The 21,866-nt window shown below is 39.8% G+C and carries 21 protein-coding genes and 1 rRNA gene; 1 reads left to right on the forward strand and 21 read right to left on the reverse strand.

The features are described 5' to 3' along the window. The 21 genes from I6E78_RS16330 to rpmH form a co-directional block, all read right to left on the reverse strand. Positions 1 to 74 (reverse strand): 16S ribosomal RNA (locus tag I6E78_RS16330); the annotation flags it as partial. An 857-nt stretch (positions 75 to 931) separates the two neighbouring features. Continuing rightward, positions 932 to 2,290: a bifunctional UDP-N-acetylglucosamine diphosphorylase/glucosamine-1-phosphate N-acetyltransferase GlmU gene (glmU, locus tag I6E78_RS16335; RefSeq protein ID WP_086996480.1), complete on the reverse strand. Its 1,359-nt coding sequence runs from the start codon at positions 2,288 to 2,290 to the stop codon at positions 932 to 934. Positions 2,291 to 2,587: 297 nt separating this feature from the next. Beyond that, positions 2,588 to 3,010: a F0F1 ATP synthase subunit epsilon gene (locus tag I6E78_RS16340; protein WP_011329625.1), complete on the reverse strand. Its 423-nt coding sequence runs from the start codon at positions 3,008 to 3,010 to the stop codon at positions 2,588 to 2,590. Between the two features lie 14 nt (positions 3,011 to 3,024). Next, positions 3,025 to 4,410, reverse strand: a complete 1,386-nt coding sequence (gene atpD, locus I6E78_RS16345) for a F0F1 ATP synthase subunit beta (RefSeq protein ID WP_011329626.1) — start codon at positions 4,408 to 4,410, stop codon at positions 3,025 to 3,027. 33 nt (positions 4,411 to 4,443) lie between these two features. Further along, a complete protein-coding gene (atpG, locus tag I6E78_RS16350; RefSeq protein ID WP_011329627.1) occupies positions 4,444 to 5,304 on the reverse strand; it encodes a F0F1 ATP synthase subunit gamma in 861 nt (286 codons plus the stop codon). A gap of 60 nt (positions 5,305 to 5,364) precedes the next feature. After that, on the reverse strand, positions 5,365 to 6,906 hold the full coding sequence (atpA, locus tag I6E78_RS16355) for a F0F1 ATP synthase subunit alpha (RefSeq protein WP_011329628.1): 1,542 nt from the start codon (positions 6,904 to 6,906) through the stop codon (positions 5,365 to 5,367). Between the two features lie 14 nt (positions 6,907 to 6,920). Continuing rightward, a complete protein-coding gene (gene atpH / locus I6E78_RS16360) occupies positions 6,921 to 7,454 on the reverse strand; it encodes a F0F1 ATP synthase subunit delta (protein WP_011329629.1) in 534 nt (177 codons plus the stop codon). Between the two features lie 16 nt (positions 7,455 to 7,470). Beyond that, on the reverse strand, positions 7,471 to 7,941 hold the full coding sequence (gene atpF, locus I6E78_RS16365; RefSeq protein WP_011329630.1) for a F0F1 ATP synthase subunit B: 471 nt from the start codon (positions 7,939 to 7,941) through the stop codon (positions 7,471 to 7,473). 41 nt (positions 7,942 to 7,982) lie between these two features. Next, positions 7,983 to 8,216: a F0F1 ATP synthase subunit C gene (atpE, locus tag I6E78_RS16370; RefSeq protein WP_011329631.1), complete on the reverse strand. Its 234-nt coding sequence runs from the start codon at positions 8,214 to 8,216 to the stop codon at positions 7,983 to 7,985. Between the two features lie 59 nt (positions 8,217 to 8,275). Further along, complete coding sequence (gene atpB, locus I6E78_RS16375; protein WP_011329632.1) at positions 8,276 to 9,133, reverse strand: F0F1 ATP synthase subunit A; 858 nt, start codon at positions 9,131 to 9,133, stop codon at positions 8,276 to 8,278. A 14-nt stretch (positions 9,134 to 9,147) separates the two neighbouring features. Then, complete coding sequence (locus I6E78_RS16380) at positions 9,148 to 9,528, reverse strand: ATP synthase subunit I (protein WP_011329633.1); 381 nt, start codon at positions 9,526 to 9,528, stop codon at positions 9,148 to 9,150. Between the two features lie 142 nt (positions 9,529 to 9,670). Continuing rightward, positions 9,671 to 10,597 carry a ParB/RepB/Spo0J family partition protein gene (locus I6E78_RS16385; protein WP_086996472.1) on the reverse strand — a complete coding sequence of 309 codons (927 nt, stop codon included), beginning with the start codon at positions 10,595 to 10,597 and terminating at the stop codon, positions 9,671 to 9,673. 20 nt (positions 10,598 to 10,617) lie between these two features. Further along, complete coding sequence (locus tag I6E78_RS16390) at positions 10,618 to 11,403, reverse strand: ParA family protein (protein ID WP_011329635.1); 786 nt, start codon at positions 11,401 to 11,403, stop codon at positions 10,618 to 10,620. A 14-nt stretch (positions 11,404 to 11,417) separates the two neighbouring features. Further along, positions 11,418 to 12,038: a 16S rRNA (guanine(527)-N(7))-methyltransferase RsmG gene (gene rsmG / locus I6E78_RS16395; RefSeq protein WP_011329636.1), complete on the reverse strand. Its 621-nt coding sequence runs from the start codon at positions 12,036 to 12,038 to the stop codon at positions 11,418 to 11,420. A 15-nt stretch (positions 12,039 to 12,053) separates the two neighbouring features. After that, a complete protein-coding gene (gene mnmG / locus I6E78_RS16400) occupies positions 12,054 to 13,943 on the reverse strand; it encodes a tRNA uridine-5-carboxymethylaminomethyl(34) synthesis enzyme MnmG (RefSeq protein WP_011329637.1) in 1,890 nt (629 codons plus the stop codon). A gap of 426 nt (positions 13,944 to 14,369) precedes the next feature. Continuing rightward, entirely contained in the window at positions 14,370 to 14,819 is a 450-nt protein-coding gene (gene mioC / locus I6E78_RS16405; RefSeq protein ID WP_011329638.1) for an FMN-binding protein MioC, read from the reverse strand. A gap of 1,035 nt (positions 14,820 to 15,854) precedes the next feature. Further along, complete coding sequence (mnmE, locus tag I6E78_RS16410) at positions 15,855 to 17,219, reverse strand: tRNA uridine-5-carboxymethylaminomethyl(34) synthesis GTPase MnmE (protein ID WP_086996465.1); 1,365 nt, start codon at positions 17,217 to 17,219, stop codon at positions 15,855 to 15,857. A 135-nt stretch (positions 17,220 to 17,354) separates the two neighbouring features. Further along, positions 17,355 to 18,989, reverse strand: coding sequence for a membrane protein insertase YidC (gene yidC, locus I6E78_RS16415; protein WP_011329640.1), 1,635 nt, complete (start codon positions 18,987 to 18,989; stop codon positions 17,355 to 17,357). A gap of 8 nt (positions 18,990 to 18,997) precedes the next feature. Beyond that, positions 18,998 to 19,273 carry a membrane protein insertion efficiency factor YidD gene (gene yidD / locus I6E78_RS16420; RefSeq protein ID WP_011329641.1) on the reverse strand — a complete coding sequence of 92 codons (276 nt, stop codon included), beginning with the start codon at positions 19,271 to 19,273 and terminating at the stop codon, positions 18,998 to 19,000. Between the two features lie 128 nt (positions 19,274 to 19,401). Beyond that, positions 19,402 to 19,824 (reverse strand): ribonuclease P protein component, encoded by a 423-nt coding sequence (gene rnpA / locus I6E78_RS16425; protein ID WP_011329643.1) that lies wholly within the window; start codon positions 19,822 to 19,824, stop codon positions 19,402 to 19,404. Between the two features lie 7 nt (positions 19,825 to 19,831). Then, a complete protein-coding gene (gene rpmH / locus I6E78_RS16430) occupies positions 19,832 to 19,966 on the reverse strand; it encodes a 50S ribosomal protein L34 (protein WP_004335215.1) in 135 nt (44 codons plus the stop codon). Positions 19,967 to 20,483: 517 nt separating this feature from the next. Here rpmH and dnaA point away from each other — a divergent pair. Beyond that, on the forward strand, positions 20,484 to 21,866 hold the full coding sequence (gene dnaA / locus I6E78_RS16435; protein ID WP_041454303.1) for a chromosomal replication initiator protein DnaA: 1,383 nt from the start codon (positions 20,484 to 20,486) through the stop codon (positions 21,864 to 21,866).

The following is a 21,866-nucleotide window of genomic DNA, read 5'->3' on the forward strand; positions in this document are numbered from 1 at the left end:
TGTTACCGCTCGACTTGCATGTGTTAGGCCTGCCGCCAGCGTTCAATCTGAGCCATGATCAAACTCTTCAATTAAAAAGTTTTATGTCTTTCGACAGCTCAATGAATTCTGAATTTATTTTTAATATCTTTCGATATTGAATTGACTGTGCCGAAGCAACTTATAAATAAGTTACTTCTGTTGGTCACTCAGTTTTCAATTGAGACTCTAATTTGTTTGCCTCGCTAATTACCCATAAAGAATAAGTAGTTTGGCTGTTAGAACTCAATCTGTACGAGTGCCCACACAGATGATTGCTTTATATTGTTAAAGAACGTTTTGAGTCGCTTTAGCGTCTCAAGGGATGCGTATAATACATCCTTTATTTTTCGAGTCAANTCAAGGGATGCGTATAATACATCCTTTATTTTTCGAGTCAATACTTAGTTTTAAACTTTCTTTTTGGAAGATTTAAAACCGAAGTTTTATTTAACTCTCTGAGTAGTTGCTGCCTTGCTATGCTTTGGCGTTTCCCTTCTCAGTGGGGTCGCATTATAGGGATAAACGAGTGAGGGTCAACACTTTATTTCCGCTTTATGACAATTAAATGAATATTGTATAAAAGACATACAAACAAAGGCTTGCAATGAAGTTTAAGCTTAAAAAAGCACCAAATAAATGGCAGTAATAGGGAAGTTATAGTTACGCTAGGTAGAAGGTAGGTTGTTTAGTTTAAATGTTATGTTTAAATAATTAAATGCGGCTTAGTTATAGTACTTTACTGAGTAGCTCTAAATAAATTAAGAGCCGGTACTTTGCACCTTTTAAGGTTTAGCAAAATACTCAGTTAAATATCTGATGTAGAGTAGGGGGCTCATATCGTTCAGACAATAAAAAAGCGAGTTAATAACTCGCTTCTATCTACTTATACTTTTTAACTAAATATAAGTCGTTATTTTTTAACTGGGCGTTTCCAGCCATCTAAATTACGCTGTTTGCCTCGAGCAATAGCTAGTTGCTCATCTGCTACTGTATTCGTAATAACAGAGCCTGCACCAATTGTTGCCATTGCACCAATATTTACGGGTGCAACAAGCGATGAGTTAGAACCAATAAAGGCATTGTTGCCAATAATGGTTTTTGCTTTATTAACGCCGTCATAGTTACAGGTAATAGTACCCGCGCCAATATTAACCTTTTCGCCAATTTCAGCATCACCTAGGTAACTTAAGTGATTAGCTTTAGAGCCTTTACCTAAACGGGTTTTTTTCATTTCGACGAAGTTACCAACATGTGAGTCTTCTTCCATAATTGCACCTGGGCGAAGGCGGGCATAGGGACCAAGCGTACATTTAGCAGCAACTGTTGCATCTTCTATGAGTGTATTAGCTTTTATTATAACGTTATCGCCAATGCTGCAGTTTTTGAGCACACAGTTTGGTCCAATTTCAACGTTATGACCTATAGTCACTTTGCCTTCAAAAATCACGTTTATATCTATTAGTACATCTTCACCGGTGGTGACTGTTCCGCGAACATCTATACGGGCAGGATCGGCAAGTGTTGCCCCATTAAGCATTAATTCTTGTGCTTGCCATGCTTGGTACGCACGTTCAAGGCCAGCTAGTTGTATACGATTATTAGCGCCTTCTACTTCCATTGGGTGATCTGGCTGAGCTGATGTAATTTCGACACCTTCGCTATGCGCCATTGCCACTATGTCGGTTAGGTAATATTCGCCTTGTGCATTATTGTTAGATAAGTTGCCTAACCAGCTTTTTAGCAATCGACCATTAACGGCCATAATACCGGTATTTACTTCGCTAATAAGTAATTGCTCTGGGCTGGCATCTTTTTGCTCAACAATACCCACTAACTTGCCATCAACACGTAGCATACGTCCGTAACCATTTGGATTGGCTAAATTTACGGTTAATACCGCTAAACCATGTTTAGGTGTCGCAGCTAATAAACGTTCAAGCGTTGATTGCTTAGTTAAAGGCACGTCACCGTATAAAATCAGCACTGTATCATCGTCATTAACATGAGAGTTGGCTTGCGCTACTGCATGACCCGTACCTAACTGCTCAGCTTGGAGTACCCAATTTACGTTGTTGTTGGCCAGTTGTTGTTGTAATAGTTCGCCACCATGACCGTAAACTAAGTTAGTAGTAGTTGCACCTAGTGCTTTTGCGTTATCAATAACGTGCTGCACCATAGGTTTGCCAGCCACTTTATGAAGAACTTTAGGTAGCGCTGAGCGCATGCGAGTACCTTTACCCGCTGCAAGAATAACCGTTGTTAGAGACATTAAAACAATTTCCTTTTTTCGTTGTTTTAGCTAAATAAGCGCGTACTGGTGCACAGTAGATTATGTAAATCACATCATGTGCAAATACTCAGTAGCTTAATTACTGACTACTGAATCTTGGCTGAAACACTCAGACACTTCAATGGCGTTATTGTAACGGGGATTAGTGATGGATATAAGTAACAAGGGATAAATAGTGAGCACAAAAAGTAAATTTATAATTTTTATAACATTGCTGATTTATATTACAGGCACAAAAAAGCCCACGTTATGTGGGCTTTTAAAAACCAGATAGGCTTACTTTTTACGTAATTGCTGAATAATGCGTAGCTGAGCAATTGCTTCAGCTAGTTGCACTGCGGCTTGATTATAATCAAGTTCAGCAGATGCACCTTTCGCCATTTGAGCTTCAGCGTCACGTTTAGCAGCTTCTGCAGCTTGCTCGTCAAGGTCTTCACCACGAACAGCTGTATCAGCAAGAACAGTCACTAGATTAGGTTGTACTTCTAATGTACCGCCAGCAATGTAGATGAACTCTTCTTCACCAAATTGCTTAACTAAACGTACCATACCAGGTTTAAGGGCAGTAAGTAGTGGAGCGTGACCAGCATTAACGCCTAACTCACCTTCACTACCAGTAACTTGAATCGATTCAACACGGCCAGAGAACAAACTCTGCTCTGCGCTTACTACATCAAGATGTACAGTCATAGCTGCCATACTCCCCTCCTAAGTTACATGCTTTTGGCTTTTTCTTGAGCTTCTTCGATAGAGCCAACCATGTAGAACGCTTGCTCTGGCATGTCATCAAATTCACCGTTTAAGATGCCTTTAAAGCCAGAAATTGTATCTTTTAGTGATACGTATTTACCAGACGCGCCTGTAAACACCTCTGCCACGAAGAATGGCTGAGATAGGAAACGTTGGATTTTACGTGCACGAGATACAAGTTGCTTATCTTCGTCAGAAAGCTCGTCCATACCTAGGATTGCAATGATGTCTTTAAGTTCTTTATAACGCTGAAGAACTGTTTGAACGCCACGTGCTGTATCGTAGTGCTCTTGACCAATTACTTGTGGGTCAAGTTGACGTGAAGATGAATCAAGTGGGTCTACCGCTGGGTAGATACCAAGTGACGCGATATCACGCGAAAGTACTACAGTTGCGTCTAAGTGAGCAAAGGTAGTTGCTGGAGATGGATCCGTTAAATCATCCGCAGGTACGTATACCGCTTGGATTGAAGTGATTGAACCCGTCTTAGTAGAAGCAATACGCTCTTGTAATACACCCATTTCTTCAGCAAGTGTAGGCTGGTAGCCTACCGCTGATGGCATACGACCAAGAAGTGCAGATACTTCTGTACCAGCAAGTGTGTAACGGTAGATGTTATCTACGAAGAAAAGTACATCGCGACCTTCGTCACGGAACTTTTCAGCCATAGTAAGACCTGTTAACGCTACGCGTAAACGGTTACCTGGAGGCTCGTTCATCTGACCGTATACAAGCGATACTTTATCAAGTACGTTTGAATCGTTCATCTCATGGTAGAAATCGTTACCTTCACGTGTACGCTCACCAACACCGGCGAATACTGAGTAGCCGCTGTGCTCGATTGCGATGTTACGGATAAGTTCCATCATGTTTACGGTTTTACCAACACCGGCACCACCGAATAAACCAACTTTACCACCTTTAGCGAATGGACATACAAGGTCGATAACCTTGATACCAGTTTCTAAAAGCTCAACTGAACTTGATTGCTCTTCGTAAGTAGGCGCTGCACGGTGAATAGACATACGGTCTTCTTCGCCGATTGGGCCAGCTTCATCGATTGGCTCACCAAGTACGTTCATGATACGACCAAGTGTTGCTTTACCAACTGGAACTTGAATCGACTCACCTGTATTCATTACCGAAGCACCACGACGCAAACCGTCTGTAGTACCCATAGCGATAGTACGTACCACACCGCCACCTAACTGTTGTTGAACTTCTAGAGTCAACCCAGTTAAATCGCCATCTGTTACTCTTAGCGCGTCATATACGGCTGGCACGTTGTTTTGTGGAAATTCAATATCCACAACGGCACCGATAATTTGGACGACCTTACCTAAACTCATGTCTATTCCTCTCGTTAATCTTTGCCTGAAGCATTAAACTGCTGCTGAACCAGAACAAATCTCACTAATTTCTTGTGTGATTGCTGCTTGGCGAGCTTTGTTATAAATAAGCTGTAACTCATCCATAAGGTCGCCGGCATTGTCTGTTGCAGCTTTCATTGCAACCATGCGGGCAGCCTGCTCAGATGCAGCATTTTCAACTACACCTTGGTATACTTGAGACTCAACAAACCGTACTAACAACGCTTCTAAAATAGCGTCTGGGTTTGGCTCATACAAGTAATCCCATGTGTGGGCAGATACTTCTTCTTCAGCTTTTGGCAAAGGGAGTAACTGATCTACTGTTGGCTCTTGCTTCATGGTATTTACAAACTTGTTGTATACCAAGAATAAACGGTCAATTTTACCTTCAGAGAATGCATCAAGCATTACTTTTACAGGACCAATTATATCCTGAATTGAAGGTTTATCTCCTAAGCCTGCTTTTTTAGCAAGGACTTGACCACCAAAGCGTTGGAAGAAACCAGCAGCTTTACTGCCTAAAGTTGCAAACTCTGCGCTTACACCTTTTTCTTTCCATGCTTTAATATCTAGTGCAACTTTTTTAAACTCATTTGAGTTTAAACCGCCACACAGACCACGGTCTGTAGAGATAACAATATAACCAACTCGTTTTACTTCACGCTCTTCTAAAAAAGGGTGGGTAAAATCAAGATTTGCCTGAGCAACACGACCAATCACTGTGCGTAATTTTGCAGCGTATGGACGGCTTGTAGCAACGCGTTCTTGCGCCCTTTTCATTTTAGACGCAGCAACCATTTCCATTGCGCTAGTGATCTTTTGAGTATTTTTAATACTACCGATCTTGCTTTTAATCTCTTTTCCGCTGGCCATGACTCTCTCTCCGAATCAAGGTGTGCTTTAGTTTCCTAAAGCGCACCATTAATAACTATATTACCAAGTTTGCGTAGACTTGAACTTCGTTAGAAGTTCTTTAAGTTGCGCTTCGATCTCGGCGTTGTAGTTACCAGTTTCATTGATTTGAGCCACAAGCTCTGCGTATGTGCTATTTGCATACGAAAGTAAAGCCGCTTCAAAATCCATGATCTTAGCGATCTCGATATCTTGAAGGAAACCTTTTTCAGCAGCAAATAACGACAAAGACATTTCAGCAACAGACATTGGCGCGTACTGTTTCTGCTTCATTAGCTCTGTTACACGCTCACCATGCTCAAGTTGAGCACGAGTTGCATCATCAAGGTCAGACGCGAACTGCGAGAACGCAGCTAATTCACGGTACTGAGCTAGGGCTAGACGAATACCGCCACCTAGTTTCTTAACGATTTTAGTTTGTGCAGCACCACCAACACGCGATACCGAAATACCAGCGTTTACTGCCGGACGGATACCTGAGTTGAATAGGTCAGTTTCTAAGAAAATTTGACCATCGGTGATAGAGATAACGTTAGTCGGTACGAACGCAGAAACGTCGCCGCCTTGAGTTTCAATGATTGGCAATGCCGTCAATGAACCAGTTGTACCTTTCACTTCACCATTAGTGAACTTTTCAACGTATTCAGCGTTTACACGCGAAGCACGTTCTAAAAGACGAGAGTGAAGATAGAATACGTCACCTGGGTATGCTTCACGACCTGGTGGGCGCTTAAGTAGTAATGAAATTTGACGATAAGCAACTGCTTGCTTAGACAAATCATCATATACGATTAAAGCGTTTTCACCGCGGTCACGGAAGTATTCACCCATAGTACAGCCCGCGAACGGTGCTAAGTACTGAAGTGCCGCTGATTCAGAAGCAGATGCAACAACTACGATAGTATTTGCTAATGCACCGTGCTCTTCTAATTTGCGAACTACGTTAGCAATAGTAGATGCTTTTTGACCAATCGCAACGTACACACACTTAACGCCTGTGCCTTTTTGATTGATGATTGCATCGATTGCTAGTGCAGTTTTACCTGTTTGGCGGTCACCAATGATAAGTTCACGTTGACCACGACCAACTGGAATCATCGCATCGATAGATTTATAACCAGTTTGTACTGGCTCATCTACAGATTTACGCTCGATTACACCTGGTGCAATTTTTTCTACAGGTTCAAACCCGTCATTATCTAGCGCGCCTTTACCATCGATCGGAGCACCTAGTGTGTTAACAACACGACCAAGTAGACCAGGACCAACAGGCACTTCTAAAATACGACCAGTTGTATATACTTTTACGCCTTCAGTAAGATCCGCGTACGGACCCATTACTACTGCACCAATTGAGTCGCGCTCAAGGTTTAGTGCGATAGCATAACGGTTGCCTGGAAGCTCAATCATCTCACCTTGCATACAGTCAGCTAGACCGTGGATGCGGATGATACCGTCTGTAACAGATACAATAGTACCTTCGTTACGAGCTTCACTTACAACTTCGAACTGCTCAATACGTTGTTTGATCAGATCTGAAATTTCAGTGGAATTAAGTTGCATGCTCTTTTTCCCAATTACGATTGTAGTGTTGTGGCTAAGCGGTTTAATTTACCGCGAATAGAGCCGTCGATTACAGTGTCACCCGCCTTAATAATAAGGCCTCCAACTACTGCTGCGTCTTCACTACAATTCAGCTTAACTTTGCGTGCGAAACGTTTTTCAAGTGCCGCTACCAATGACTCTTGTTGCGCTGCAACAAGAGGGGTTGCCGAAATCACATCAACGTCGATTTCTTTGTCGTATTCTGCTTTAAATTTAGCAAATAACTGTGCAACTGCTGGTAGTGCGATCAAACGTCCATTTTCAGCCATCACCTTAACTAGGTTCTGACCTTGTTCGTTGAGCTGCTCAGCACAAATTTGAATAAATAATTCAGCTTGTGTAGTAGCAGTAGGCATACCCGCTAGAAGCGCAGATGCTTTTTCATTGCTAGCAACGTGGCCAGCAAAAAATAACATCTCGTTCCAACTTTCAATAGTGCCTTTTTCAACGGCAAGTTCAAAAGCCGCTTTAGCGTATGGGCGAGCGATAGTAGTCAATTCAGACATGCTCATACCCTCCTAGTTACAGCTCAGCGACAAGTTTTTCAACGATGTCACTATGTGCAGCTTGATTAATTTCACGCTCTAAAATTCTCTGTGCGCCAACCACTGCCAGAGTTGCTACTTGCTTACGTAGCTCTTCTGTCACACGGTTACGCTCTGATTCAATTTCAGAGTGCCCTTGAGCAATGATTTTTTCACGCTCTTGTTGACCACGAACTGTCTCTTCGTCAACAATTAGCACAGCACGCTTTTTAGCTTGGTCTATGATATCAGCCGCTTGAACTTTGGCATCTTTAAGCTGTTCTGCAGCTTTCTTTTGCGCTAGTTCTAAGTCTTTTTCGGCTCTATCAGAGGCAGCTAAACCATCTTCGATTTTTTTCTGGCGAGCTTCAATTGCACCGTTTAGTGGTGGCCATACGAACTTCATACAAAAAAGTACGAACACCGTAAACGCAATCAATTCACCGATAAGAGTGGCGTTTAAATTCACAACCGCTCCTCCTTAAATAGTAAGCTGTTCAAAAAATAAAATTAAAGTACGAACAACAATACCATAGCGATACCAACACCAATCATTGCTACAGCATCGATTAGACCAGCAAGGATAAACATTTTAACTTGTAGCGAAGGTGCAAGCTCAGGTTGACGCGCACATGCTTCAAGGAATTTACCGCCCATGTTACCAAAACCAACTGCTGTACCGATTGCACCGAAGCCAATTAGTAAAGCTACTGCGATGTACTTAAGACCTAATACTAGTTCCATTTTTTTCTCCAAAGTTTCAATTGTAATTAAAGTTAAATATTAAAGGTAAAGATTATAAATTAGTGATTATCTGAACTTGCCATGCTTAGGTAAACAATGGTCAGCATCATAAATAAGAATGCTTGCAGTGTAATAACTAAGATATGGAATACTGCCCATACAAAGTGCAGTGGTAACTGCATAAAACCAATTGCGCCAATCAAGATGAAAATCAATTCACCTGCATACAAGTTACCAAATAAACGTAGTGCTAACGAAAATGGCTTAGAAACCAATGCGATAAGCTCAAGTAACAAGTTGAAAGGAATCAATAAAATTTGCACAAACACGTTATTAGAGCTAAACGGGTGAAGCGTTAGTTCTTTAATAAAGCCGCCAATGCCTTTGATTTTTATTGCAAAACCAACCATTAAAATAAATACACCCAGCGCAAGTGCAGAGGTCATATTAATATCGGTAGTCGGTACAATTTTCATGTACACGTCGTGTGAGTCCATACCGAATGCTGTTTCACCAACGAAACCTGCAAATGATGGTAAAAAGTCAACCGGGATTAAGTCCATTAAGTTCATTAAGAACACCCAAACGAATATCGTTAGGGCTAATGGCGCAATAAGCTTACTTTTACCGTGGAAGGTATCGCGTACGTTGTCGCCAACGAACTCAACGATAATTTCAATAAAACACTGAAATTTTCCTGGTACACCAAGTGTTGATTTTTTTGCGGCACTACGGAAGATCCATAAAAATATTAGACCTAATCCGATAGACCATGCGAGGGTATCCACATGCCATGTCCAGAATCCACTATCCGCACATGCTTTATTGAAGGCTAAACCGGCATCGGTCGAACACATCTTCGCATTGGTCAAGTGGTGCTGAATATGGCTAGATAGAGTAACTTCTTCTGCAGCCATGTTATATCCCAAAGTTAATGTTTAAAAAAAACGGGTGCAAACAATCCAGTAAACAACACCAACACATAAGCACTAAAAAAAGGCAGTAACACTACCGGGTAAAGCTTTAGTATTAGCGCGAACAATATGATTGTTAGCATAAATTTTAGTCCGTTGCCGCGTTTTAACGAGGCATACGCTTGATTTGCTTTACTCGCACCCATATATCTGAATGCGTAGAGGGCAAATACTAAGTGGGGGAGTACTGCTACGGTGCCTCCAGCAAATGCTGATAGCCCGGCATTTATTCCCCAACCTAAAAAAATAATTACTGTAGTAACTAACGCTACTACTCCCTGCAGAAGAATTAATTTCAATGCGGCAAGCCTATACGGTCTTGCTAACTTATTCGTCACGTTTAGTTAACCTTAATGGCGTTCTAATTGTCAGGGTATGAAAACTGGCGAAATTATACTTAATCCTGCCAGTTTTGCAACTTGAGTAGCTGTATTGTGGTGTAAAATAACGACAATTGTCTCATTTTAGACATGTTATTTATTAATGCTGGGAATAGTCTTGGTTGATACGATTTAAAATGCCATCTAATTCATCAAGGTTTGTGTAAGAAATAACCAACTTACCTTTGCCTTTTTTGTTATAGTTTATTTCTACTTTGGCACCTATGTTTTCAGCGAGTTGTTGCTCTAACTGTTTAACATCTGGATCTTTTTCTGTTGCTTCTTTAGCGGCTACAGGCTCTAAAATTGAACGTACAAGCTTTTCGGTTTCTCGCACTGTAAGTGCTTTAGCCACAGCTAAACGCGCCGCATCAGATTGCGTATCTCCCTCAAGCGCTAATAAACAACGAGCGTGGCCCATTTCAATATCGCCGTGTTCTAACAATGTTTTTACGTCATTATTTAAATTATTTAAACGCAATAAATTAGTCACTGTAGTACGAGATTTACCAACGGCATCGGCTACTTGTTGATGGGTTAATTCAAACTCATTTAGTAAACGGTTTAAAGCAACCGCTTCTTCCATGGCATTTAAATCTTCACGCTGAATATTTTCTATTAAAGCAATAGCAACCGCAGCTTCATCGGGTACATCTTTAATAATACAAGGTACAGTATCAAGCTTAGCTATTTGTGCTGCACGCCAACGACGTTCACCGGCAATAATTTCATAGCTATTTTGAGCAATAGGGCGCACTACAATTGGCTGAATAATGCCTTGTGCACGAATTGAACTTGCTAACTCTTCTAATGCTTCTTCCGACATATCTTTACGCGGTTGATATTTACCCGAGTGTAAAAATTCGATCGGTAATTTTTGTAATTCGCTTTGTTGAGATTGCGTTACATTGTGCATAATGTCAGTTGTATTTGACGAATTTTGCTCATTGCTACTTGTTGGTGCAGGTTTTGATGAACTTAACAGCGCATCGAGTCCTCGGCCTAAACCTCTTTTTTTAGCAGACATATTATTTTTTTACCTCAAAGTTAGGCGACAACTGGCGTTGTTTTTTCTTTTCTGCGTAACATTTCACCAGCCAGTGCTAAATATGCTTTAGCACCACTTGATGCCCGGTCATAATACATCGCTGGTGCACCAAAACTTGGTGCCTCGGCTAAGCGAACATTACGCGGGATCACTGTGCGGTAAACTTTATCGCCAAAATGTTGTTTTAATTGTTCTGATACATCATTAGCTAATCGATTACGCGGGTCGTACATAGTACGAAGTATGCCTTCAATTTGTAGCTTAGGATTAACTAACTTGGCAAGTTGCGTAATGGTGTCCATTAATGCGGTTAAACCTTCTAACGCATAATATTCACATTGCATAGGGACTAAAATAGAGTCGGCTGCAGCCATGGCATTTACTGTTAACATATTTAAAGAAGGAGGGCAGTCGATAAAAATGAATTCATATTGGTCTTGAATTTTTTCCAGCGCATTACGCAAACGTACTTCGCGGGCAAATAATTCCATTAATTTTACTTCTGCAGCGGTTACATCACCATTTGCAGCAATCATATGATATTCACCAGAGGTTTCTTTAATTATAACCTCTTCAATTGGCTTGTTTTCTATCAGCAAATCGTAAATAGTTGGCACGTCGCCATACTTATCTACGCCACTACCCATAGTGGCATTACCTTGCGGATCGAGATCAATTAACAACACTTTTCGTTTTGTTGCAGCCATAGATGCAGCGAGGTTAACAGCGGTTGTAGTTTTACCTACACCACCTTTTTGATTTGCTAATGCGATGACTTTTGCCACAGTGTCTCTGATCCCTAGTCTTTAGAAAGAATAATTAAATGTCGTTGTGCATCTAAATTAGGTACTTCTAATGCAATTTTTTGCTCAAACTTAACGCCAGTCGGTAATGACTCTAGCTCTTCGCTAGGGAACACACCTTTAAGGGCAATAAATTTTCCTGAATGATCAATTAAGTGTCCACACCAGTCAACCATATCTTGCAATGAAGCAAATGCGCGACTGAGTACACCATCTAATTTAACACTTGGCTGATATTCTTCAACTCTTGACTGCACCGGAGTGACGTTATCAAGTCCTAGCTCATGTTTAACATGCATTAAAAAACGTACACGTTTACCTAAACTATCAAGTAACACAAAATGAGTGTTAGGTAATGCAATCGCTAATACAATACCAGGTAAGCCAGGGCCAGTTCCTACATCAATATAATGATGACCGGGTAAATGAGGTGCAACAACTAAGCTGTCCATTATGTGCTTAACCATCATTTCTTCAGGTAAGCGTACTGAGGTTAAATTATAAGCTTTGTTCCACTTAGTTAATAACTCAACGTAACGAACCAGCTGTTGCTGTTGTTTTTCGGTTAGCGCAATATTAGTTTGCGCTAACAATGTAGTTAATTGTTGCTGTAACACTAGGTACCCTCGCCGTTATGCTGATTTGCGTAACAAGCCTTGCTTCTTCAGATACACCAATAATAACGAAATCGCCGCTGGGGTGATACCAGAAATACGCGAAGCTTGACCAATAGTGTCTGGACGAGCATCAATCAGCTTAGCAACAACCTCATTTGATAAACCCGATACGGTTTTATAATCAAACTCTTTTGGTAAAATTGTTTGCTCATGGCGTAACTGTTTATTGATCTCATCTTGCTGGCGCACAATATAACCTGCGTACTTTGTATGGATCTCAACTTGTTCAAGCGCGGCTTGATTAGTAAATTCAGATCCTAAGCCGTCAATTGCCATTAGATCGTTATAACGAATTTCAGGACGACGTAATAATTCCTCTAAACTAGCTTCACGCGTTAATGGCGTTTTTAGCAATGCATTAACTTGATCTATCATAGTATGATCTTTGTGGATCCAGGTATCTTTAATACGCTGTTTCTCTTTAGCGATCACTTCCATTTTTTCGTTATATGCCTGCCAACGTTCGTCATTCACTAAGCCTAATTCGCGGCCTTTTTCAGTTAAACGAATATCGGCATTATCTTCACGTAATAATAAACGGTATTCAGCACGGCTAGTAAACATACGATAAGGTTCTTTCGTTCCCAAAGTAGTTAAGTCGTCAATAAGTACACCCACATAAGCTTCGTCACGACGTGGAGTCCAAGACTCTTTACCCTGAACTTTTAAAGCAGCATTCATACCTGCAATTAAACCTTGAGCACCCGCTTCTTCATAACCGGTAGTACCATTTATTTGGCCCGCAAAAAATAAGCCATCAATAAATTTAGTTTCTAATGAACGTTTTAAATCGCGCGGATCAAAAAAGTCATATTCAATAGCATAACCAGGACGACAAATATGAGCGTTTTCAAAGCCAGTAATAGATTGCACAATTTCAATTTGCACATCAAACGGTAAACTGGTCGAAATACCATTTGGGTATAACTCATATGATGTTAAACCTTCTGGCTCAACAAAAATTTGATGTTTGTCTTTATCAGCAAAACGAACAATTTTATCTTCAATAGAAGGGCAGTAGCGCGGGCCTATGCCTTCAATAACACCACCATACATTGGCGAGCGATGTAAGTTTTTACGAATAACATCATGGGTCTTTTCATTAGTAAAGGTGATGTAACACGGTATTTGTTGTGGGTGATCACTTGGTTTACCCATAAATGAAAATACCGGTATAGGCGTATCACCTGCTTGTTCTTGCATTTTACTAAAATCAACAGTACGGGCATCAATACGTGGTGGAGTACCGGTTTTTAAACGATCCACTCTAAAAGGTAATTCACGTAAACGATCAGCCAATGCAATTGAAGGAGGATCGCCTGCACGACCACCTTTAAAGTTTTCTAAACCTATATGTATTTGGCCACCTAAAAAAGTACCTACGGTTAGCACAACACTTGGAGCACTAAAACGTAAACCCATTTGGGTAACCACACCAGTAACACGATCGTTTTCAACAATAAGATCATCACACGATTGTTGAAAAATCTTTAAGTTATCTTGGTTTTGCAATGTTGTTTGAATTGCCGCTTTGTACAAAGCGCGATCAGCCTGTGCTCGGGTTGCACGAACGGCTGGGCCTTTTGAAGAATTAAGTGTGCGAAATTGGATCCCGCCTTTGTCAATGGCCTGTGCCATTGCACCACCTAGAGCGTCAATTTCTTTAACTAAGTGACCTTTGCCAATGCCACCAATTGCTGGGTTACATGACATTTGACCAAGGGTATCCATATTGTGAGTTAGCAGCAGGGTATTCATCCCCATACGTGCGGCTGCCAATGCGGCTTCAGTGCCAGCATGTCCACCACCTACTACGATAACGTCAAAATTTTCGTGAAAAATCATTAATGGGATCCTACTTAAATCAAACCAGTAAACTTCAAAAGGGAGCGTATTCTACCTAGAATTTAGCAGAAGATAAATGATTAACAGCGGTCAAGATCTAAGTGTGTGATCTCTAATAATATAAAGGATCTTTTAAAGAGATCTTTTATTACTATTACTACTACTGAAGCACTTTTCTGTTGATAAGGTTTAGATCTTTATTTAAAACATGCGATTAGATCAGATCTAAAGTTGTGAACATGATCGGATCATCCAGCGAATAAGCTCTGATCAAAAAGGCACTTTATGCACAGGGCAATATCAACCGGATCTTATCCAATGGATAAGCATAGCTATAAATGCAGTTTAATCAGTGTTTATCCACAAAAACTATTAAATTATTAGTAAATTGTGGGTAACTTTAATTTGGTTTTTTAGCTTGATCTATTAATTTAAGCCTGTTTTAGCTAGCCAAGAGTCAAGCCAGGCCAGTGCAGTATCCTCTGGTAGCGCTTCATCAAGAATATTAAGCTCTAAGCGTTCGGCTACTCTAAGTGCACCTTTTTGTGCTAATAACTCATCTATATTGCGCCCAGCAAGGTTATAAGTATCGTAACTGGTATCGCCTAAACCAATGACTGAGTATTTTATATTAGATAAATCATCAGCTTGTGTTAAATCGTCAATAAAGCTAATCAGATTTTCAGGGTAATCCCCTGCACCATAAGTAGATGTACATATTAACCAAATAGTATTTTGCTGATCTATATCGTTAAATACAGGCTGTTCATGTAGTTGCGTACTAATACCTTGAGCATTAAGTTGATCAGCTAATTGTTCTGCAACATATTCAGCGGATCCCATTTGGCTGCCAATAATAATATTTACTGCACTCATTAATTTTTGTGATCACATAGCTTTTAATTACCGCTCATAATAACTGAGTTTGTATAACAGTAAAGTTAAGAGTGCTTTTTTGTATAACTATTTTAGCTGTAATTTTAGCCTTGGTTATTTATAACGACTCAAGTTGTTGATTAAATAGGGTTTAACAAATAATCTTTAAATGTAATCTTCTGATCAAGTTGTTGATAACAGTGGGGAAAGCTCTGTTTAAAGCCACTTTTTTATTTATGATTGATCGCTAAGTTATTGATTTAAAGAATATGAAAATGCTTAAATAGAGCTTATTAAGCAATAATATATACCCTGATCATAATGTGGATAGAATGCCTGTTGATAAGTGCTATTTAGATCATAAAATAAATTTAAATGAGATCAAATAAAGCTGATCTTTTTATTAAATGAGTCAATTAACAGTAAATAGTTAGTTTTAATGGCGGATCTAGGATATTTACTTAGTTAAATACGGAAATTTAAGTCTCTATAAAAGGTAATAAAGGCTAATTGTGGATAACTGATCTGAGATTATTTATTTTTTCAGCGCAGATCATCATTAATTTTAGCTAACTTGGCCGACCAAAAATATAATTCATGCTTACTTGGTGTTGTGTTGCTCTACTCAATTTTATAAATATGCGTAATTTAGAGTCAATAAAAGCCTAAAATAGGCTCCTATATTGAATGAATTATAAACATATATTGCAGTTCTTAAGCTTAATTAAGGCTATTTTAATAGGAAGTATTACCATAATAGCCACCGTAAAATTGATCCACTGCAGTTAAAATAGCAGTCTGTTTTGTAAAAAACAGACTGCATTAATGCTATAAATTAGCCGTTTTATAGCTATTAAAGTGGCATTATTTTTAGTTAATAACGACATTACTCTAACAAATAAAGACTGGCCAGCTCTTATCAGGCATTAATATTAGCGCAATAAAGCTGTTTTTAGGGAGGAAATAGGTAGTGAAAGCAGGGGATTTTGACAATAAAAAAGAGCCTCTAGGGCTCTTTAAAATATATTTGGCAACTTATTTACCAATACAAAACGAGCTAAATATTTTTCCAAGTAGGTCATCTGAGGTGAATTCACCGGTAATTTCGTTTAGATATTGCTGGGTTAAACGCAATTCTTCGGCGAGTATTTCGCCCGCTATATGCATTTCTAACTGAGCTTTACCTGTATCTAAGTGGTACGCTGCATGCTCAAGCGCATCAAGGTGGCGACGACGTGCCATAAAGCCGCCTTCTGTTGCACCATCAAAACCAATACAGGCTTTTAAATGCTCGCGAACCAGCTCAATACCGTCGGCATTTTTAGCACTTAAACTGATGACCGGGTATTGCTGATTTTGCTCCATACCAACAACATCGCCCGATAAATCGGCTTTATTTCTAATCACTGTAACCCCTAATCCAACGGGTAATTTAGCCATAAATTCTGGCCAAATTTTATGGGGATCAGTATCAATAGTGTCGGTTCCATCAAGCATAAACAGCACTCGGTCGGCTTGGTTTATTTCATCCCATGCGCGCTCAATACCTATTTGTTCTACTAAATCAGGGCTTTCACGCAGACCTGCTGTGTCTATAATATGCAGTGGCATGCCATCTATATGTATATGTTCACGTAGTACGTCACGTGTAGTGCCGGCAATTTCGGTTACAATAGCGGCTTCGCGCCCAGCAAGGGCATTTAATAAGCTTGATTTACCCGCATTAGGGCGACCGGCAATAACAACCCGCATACCTTCGCGCATTATGCTGCCTTGCTTAGCTTGATCGGTTACCGTATTGAGCTGGGCAATAATGGCATCTAAATCGCCAGAAACTTTACCGTCAGATAAAAAATCGATTTCTTCATCGGGAAAATCAATTGCGGCTTCTACGTACATACGCAAGTGAATTACTTTTTCTACAAGTGTTTCTATGTGCTTAGAAAATTCACCTTGGAGAGACTGTAGGGCGCTTTTAGCGGCTTGCTCGCTTGTAGCATTAATTAAATCGGCGATGGCTTCTGCTTGTGTTAAATCAAGCTTGTCATTCATAAATGCACGTTCAGAAAACTCCCCAGGCTTTGCTAAACGAACGCCCTCTATTTTACTAATTTCTTTAAGTAACATATCCAGTACTACAGGACCGCCGTGGCCTTGTAGTTCAAGTACATCTTCACCAGTGAATGAGTTAGGGCCGGCAAAGTAAATGGCAATACCTTGATCAAGTTGCTCGCCAGCAAGGCTTTTAAATGGCACATAATCGGCGTAGCGAACTTTAGGTATTTTACCTACTACTTTTTCGGCAACACTTTTAGCAAGGCTGCCTGAAACGCGAATAATACCAACACCACCACGTCCGGGGGCTGTTGCTTGTGCTGCAATTGTGTCTTGATTGATCATGCTATTAATTTGCCAACAATGAGTAACTTTATGGCGGTATTGTAACCTATGGATTTATTTGTAGCGAATAGCTGTGGTGAAAAACAGGTAATAAAAAAGGCGACCGAAGTCGCCTTTATATAAGTAGGAGCTTAATTAGCCTCTTACTTTAATACCTTTCTTTTCCATGCCGCGGTAGATGATGAGCATCTGGACAATAGAAATAAGGTTAGACACTAACCAGTAAAGAACTAAACCAGATGGGAACCATAAGAAGAACACAGAGAAGATAACCGGCATAAAGGTCATCATTTTTTGCTGCATTGGATCGGTAACCGTCATAGGCTGTAATTTTTGCGTAATAAACATACTGGCGCCAAATAAGATTGGTAACACGTAGTATGGGTCTTTCGCAGAAAGGTCAGTTAGCCAAAAAATAAATTCAGCGTGGCGAAGTTCTGTTGATTCTAAGAACACGTAGAACAAGGCTAAGAAAATAGGCATTTGTAGCAAAATAGGGAAACAGCCACCCATAGGGTTCACTTTTTCTTTTTTGTACATTTCCATTGTGGCTTGGCCGAATTTTTGACGGTCGTCACCAAATTTTTCTTTAAGCGCTGCCATTTTAGGCTGAAGGGCACGCATTTTAGCCATTGAAGTATATTGCGCTTTAGTCAGTGGGTACATTAACGACTTAACGATAATAGTAATGGCAATAATAGCCACACCCCAGTTACCTAAAATACTGTGTAACCACTTTAACAATACAAATAAAGGTTGTGAGATAAACCATAACCAACCGTAATCTACGGTTAAATCTAAATCTGGGTGAATAGCTTCAAGTACATCAGACTCTTTAGGGCCCATATAATAAGTCGCAGTAAGTGTTTGCTCACTACCAGCTTGAATATTAACCGCTTCGTCTTTAACACCAATGATGGCAGCATTACTCTTAGTAATTAAACTATAAAGTGTATTTGACTGATCCTGCATTGGAACCCAAGCACTTACAAAGTAATGTTGAATAAACGCAACATAGCCACCAAGTGTAATTTTATTTAGGTTTTTGTCAGCCATATCTGAAAAACTGTACTTTTCGTACGGGTCATCATCAGTACCGTATGCTGCACCTAAATAGTTTTGATCAACCATGCTGCCTTTGTCTTGTACAGTGCGCTTAACTTGTGTGTAAAGCTGTACTTGAAGTGGCGTGCTAGTGGTGTTGTTAATTGTGTATTCTAAAGCAACATCATATTGACCTTTTTTGAATACATAGGTTTTTGTAAAGTTAACACCATTACTATCAGTAAACTGTAGCGGCACTCTAAGCTCATCACCCGTTAAAGTGTATGACTTTTGCTCTACGTGGTAAGTTGGGCGACCTTGTGCAGAAGCATCAGGACCATTTAAGCCAATTAAACCACTTTGTGAAAAGTATTGTTTACCATCAAACTCACCAAGCAGCATATAAGGTGTTTCACTGCCTTTAGTTTCTTCATATTGAAGTAAGTAAGTTTCAACAATATCACCGCCTCGGGTATCAATTTTAACTTTGAAAACATCTGTTGTAATTTCAATTACAGAGCGTTTTGCTAAAGTTGCTGAGGCAGGTAACGCAGAGTCAGATGAAGTTGGTACATAATCTTCTGATTCTGATGATGTTGGGTTTAATGTTTGTGTGGTGGCACTCGGATCGGCTTTTGGCGTGTTGTAATCAGTATTCCATTCTTGAAATAATAAAAACGACACCAGCATCAGGCCAATGAATAAAAACGTGCGTTGCGATTCCATAACAGCTCTTATTTCTCGTGTTGGTGGTTAATATGGGTTAATTTTTCAGGAACGGGGTCGTTCCCACCTGAATGTAAAGGATGGCATTTTAATATGCGTTTAACTGCTAACCAACTGCCTTTTACTGATCCATGCAAATTAATTGCTTGAATAGCGTAACTAGAGCACGTTGGATTAAAACGACAATGCGGACCTAATAGCGGGCTAATCCACTTTTGATAACCGCGGATAAATAAAACTAAACAATACGTTGGCAAAGCAACAAGTGGTTTAAGTAACCTCATGATATATATGCTCCTACGTAAGTTTAGTAAATAGATACCATGTATTTAAAGACTCAATATGAGATTTCAAATGCATGATTAAAAGGTGAGCTAAAGATACCTTAATTAACCCTGTAATTCTATTGCTATTAGGTCTGTTTATTTGATTTAACTGATTTATTAGGGCGCTTTTTAAAAGGTGGTGGTTTGGGCGCACCCGGTTTGCAGCGCTCATTAATTTTACGCCACAACTTGGTCAGTTGTTTGGTTAATTCTTCATTAGACTGCTCATCAATACCACTTTTAACCATAAGCACAATATCTATATTGTCGATGTTGTGTTTATTTAAACGAAAGCATTCGCGAGCTAAACGTTTAATACGGTTACGTTGACATGCCTTTTTAACTCGTTTTTTAGCAACAGTAAGTCCTAACCGAGGTTGATCTTGGTCATTAGGTTTAGCTAAAAGAGTAAAGAAAGGAGTTGCAGCCCGGGCGGGTTCATTAAATATGCGAGAGTAATGCGAGGGAGTTAACAGACGTAACTCCCTGCCAAAGTTAAAGTCTTCCACTTATAAATTAAGCAGAAAGAACTTTACGGCCTTTAGCGCGGCGACGAGCTAATACTTTACGGCCATTTACAGTTGCCATGCGAGCACGGAAACCGTGAGCACGTTTGCGTTTTAAAACGCTTGGTTGAAAAGTTCTTTTCATAACAATCTCTTCCGATCGGTTAAAGTTAAAACATCCTATGCAGGTCGCGATCCTGGCACAGGTGCCATTGCGAGCGCGAGATATTATAGATGAAGTGTATTAAAGTCAATCATAATTACGCACTACCCTTAGAGTATACCAGCTATTTAATGTAGATCATAAAGAGTGATCTATTAGGATCATCATTAATAAGAAGTTTTCCACAGCCCCTGTATAAAAAGTGAATAAAAGCAGGGGAAAACTAAATTAGATCGCAGATTTGTTTCGCGATCCAGAGCTAATTTTGTTATGATCTATGCTCAGGCTTTAAAATTAAACTTGTATTAAATCATTGTGTTAAGTGTTTTATACCGTGATATCAACAATTTTATAAAAATCAGTCTTTTACTTGTGGATAAAGTGTCTTCATAATAGCCGGTCTTGGGTCGCTTATTGGGCCATTTAAACGCATTACAGAGGTGATTTTTAATCATTAATGATGTGCGGGAATAAAAATTATATCTCTGGGAGTTTGACTGTGTATCTGTCGGTTTGGCAAAGTTGTTTATATGTATTGCAAGATGAATTGCCTTCGCAGCAGTTCAGTATGTGGGTGCGACCACTACAAGCAGAAAGTACCGAAGATACCTTGACGATTTATGCACCTAATCGCTTTGTACTAGATTGGGTAAGAGAAAAATACCTAAATAGAATTAATGAATTATTAGTAGAGATTTGTGGTGTTGAAGCTCCAGAGCTACGGTTTGATGTAGGCAGTAAGCCTTTATTAAATGCACAGCCTGTATCTGTTGCTGGAACGCAATCGGCGCCAACTACACAAGCCAAACAACAATCACGACAACCAAAACCTGTTGTAGAGCCAGCGCCAAAATCTGAATATAAATCGAATATAAAAGAAAATTATACCTTTGACAGTTTTGTTGAAGGTAAATCAAACCAGTTAGCAAAAGCAGCAGCAACACAAGTTGCAGATAATCCAGGTGCCGCTTTTAACCCTGTATTTATATACGGTGGTACAGGTTTAGGTAAAACGCATTTATTGCATGCTGTAGGTAATGGTATTTTGGCTAATAAGCCAGATGCAAAAATAGTTTATATGCATTCAGAGCGCTTTGTACAAGATATGGTAAAAGCACTGCAAAATAACGCGATTGAAGAATTTAAGCGTTACTATCGTAGTGTTGATGCGCTAATGATTGATGACATTCAATTTTTTGCTAACAAAGAGCGCTCACAAGAAGAGTTTTTTCATACCTTTAATGCGTTATTAGAAGGCAATCAGCAAATAATTTTAACCTCTGATCGTTATCCAAAAGAGATAGAAGGCGTTGAAGACAGACTTAAATCGCGTTTTGGTTGGGGTTTAACTATTGCAATTGAGCCTCCTGAGCTTGAAACACGCGTTGCTATATTGATGAAAAAAGCGCAGCAGAGTAAAATTAATTTACCGCACGAAGTCGCCTTTTTTATTGCTAAAAAATTACGATCTAATGTACGCGAACTAGAAGGTGCGCTTAATCGTGTTATTGCCAATGCTAACTTTACCGGTCGTCCTATATCTATCGACTTTGTAAAAGAAGCGCTACGCGATTTACTTGCCTTACAAGATAAGCTAGTTACCATAGATAACATACAGCGCACTGTGGCAGAGTATTACAGAATTCGTATTTCTGATCTGCTGTCTAAACGCCGTAGTCGCTCTATAGCAAGGCCTCGACAAGTTGCTATGGCATTATCTAAAGAGTTAACCAATCACAGTTTACCTGAGATTGGAGACGCCTTTGGTGGCCGCGATCATACAACTGTATTGCATGCGTGTCGTAAGGTTAAATCACTACGTGATGAAAGCCACGAAATTAAAGAAGATTACCAAAATTTAATAAGAACATTGTCATCTTAA

Origin of the sequence: Pseudoalteromonas sp. NZS127 (assembly GCF_015864805.1) — a bacterium.
Taxonomy (GTDB): domain Bacteria; phylum Pseudomonadota; class Gammaproteobacteria; order Enterobacterales; family Alteromonadaceae; genus Pseudoalteromonas; species Pseudoalteromonas nigrifaciens.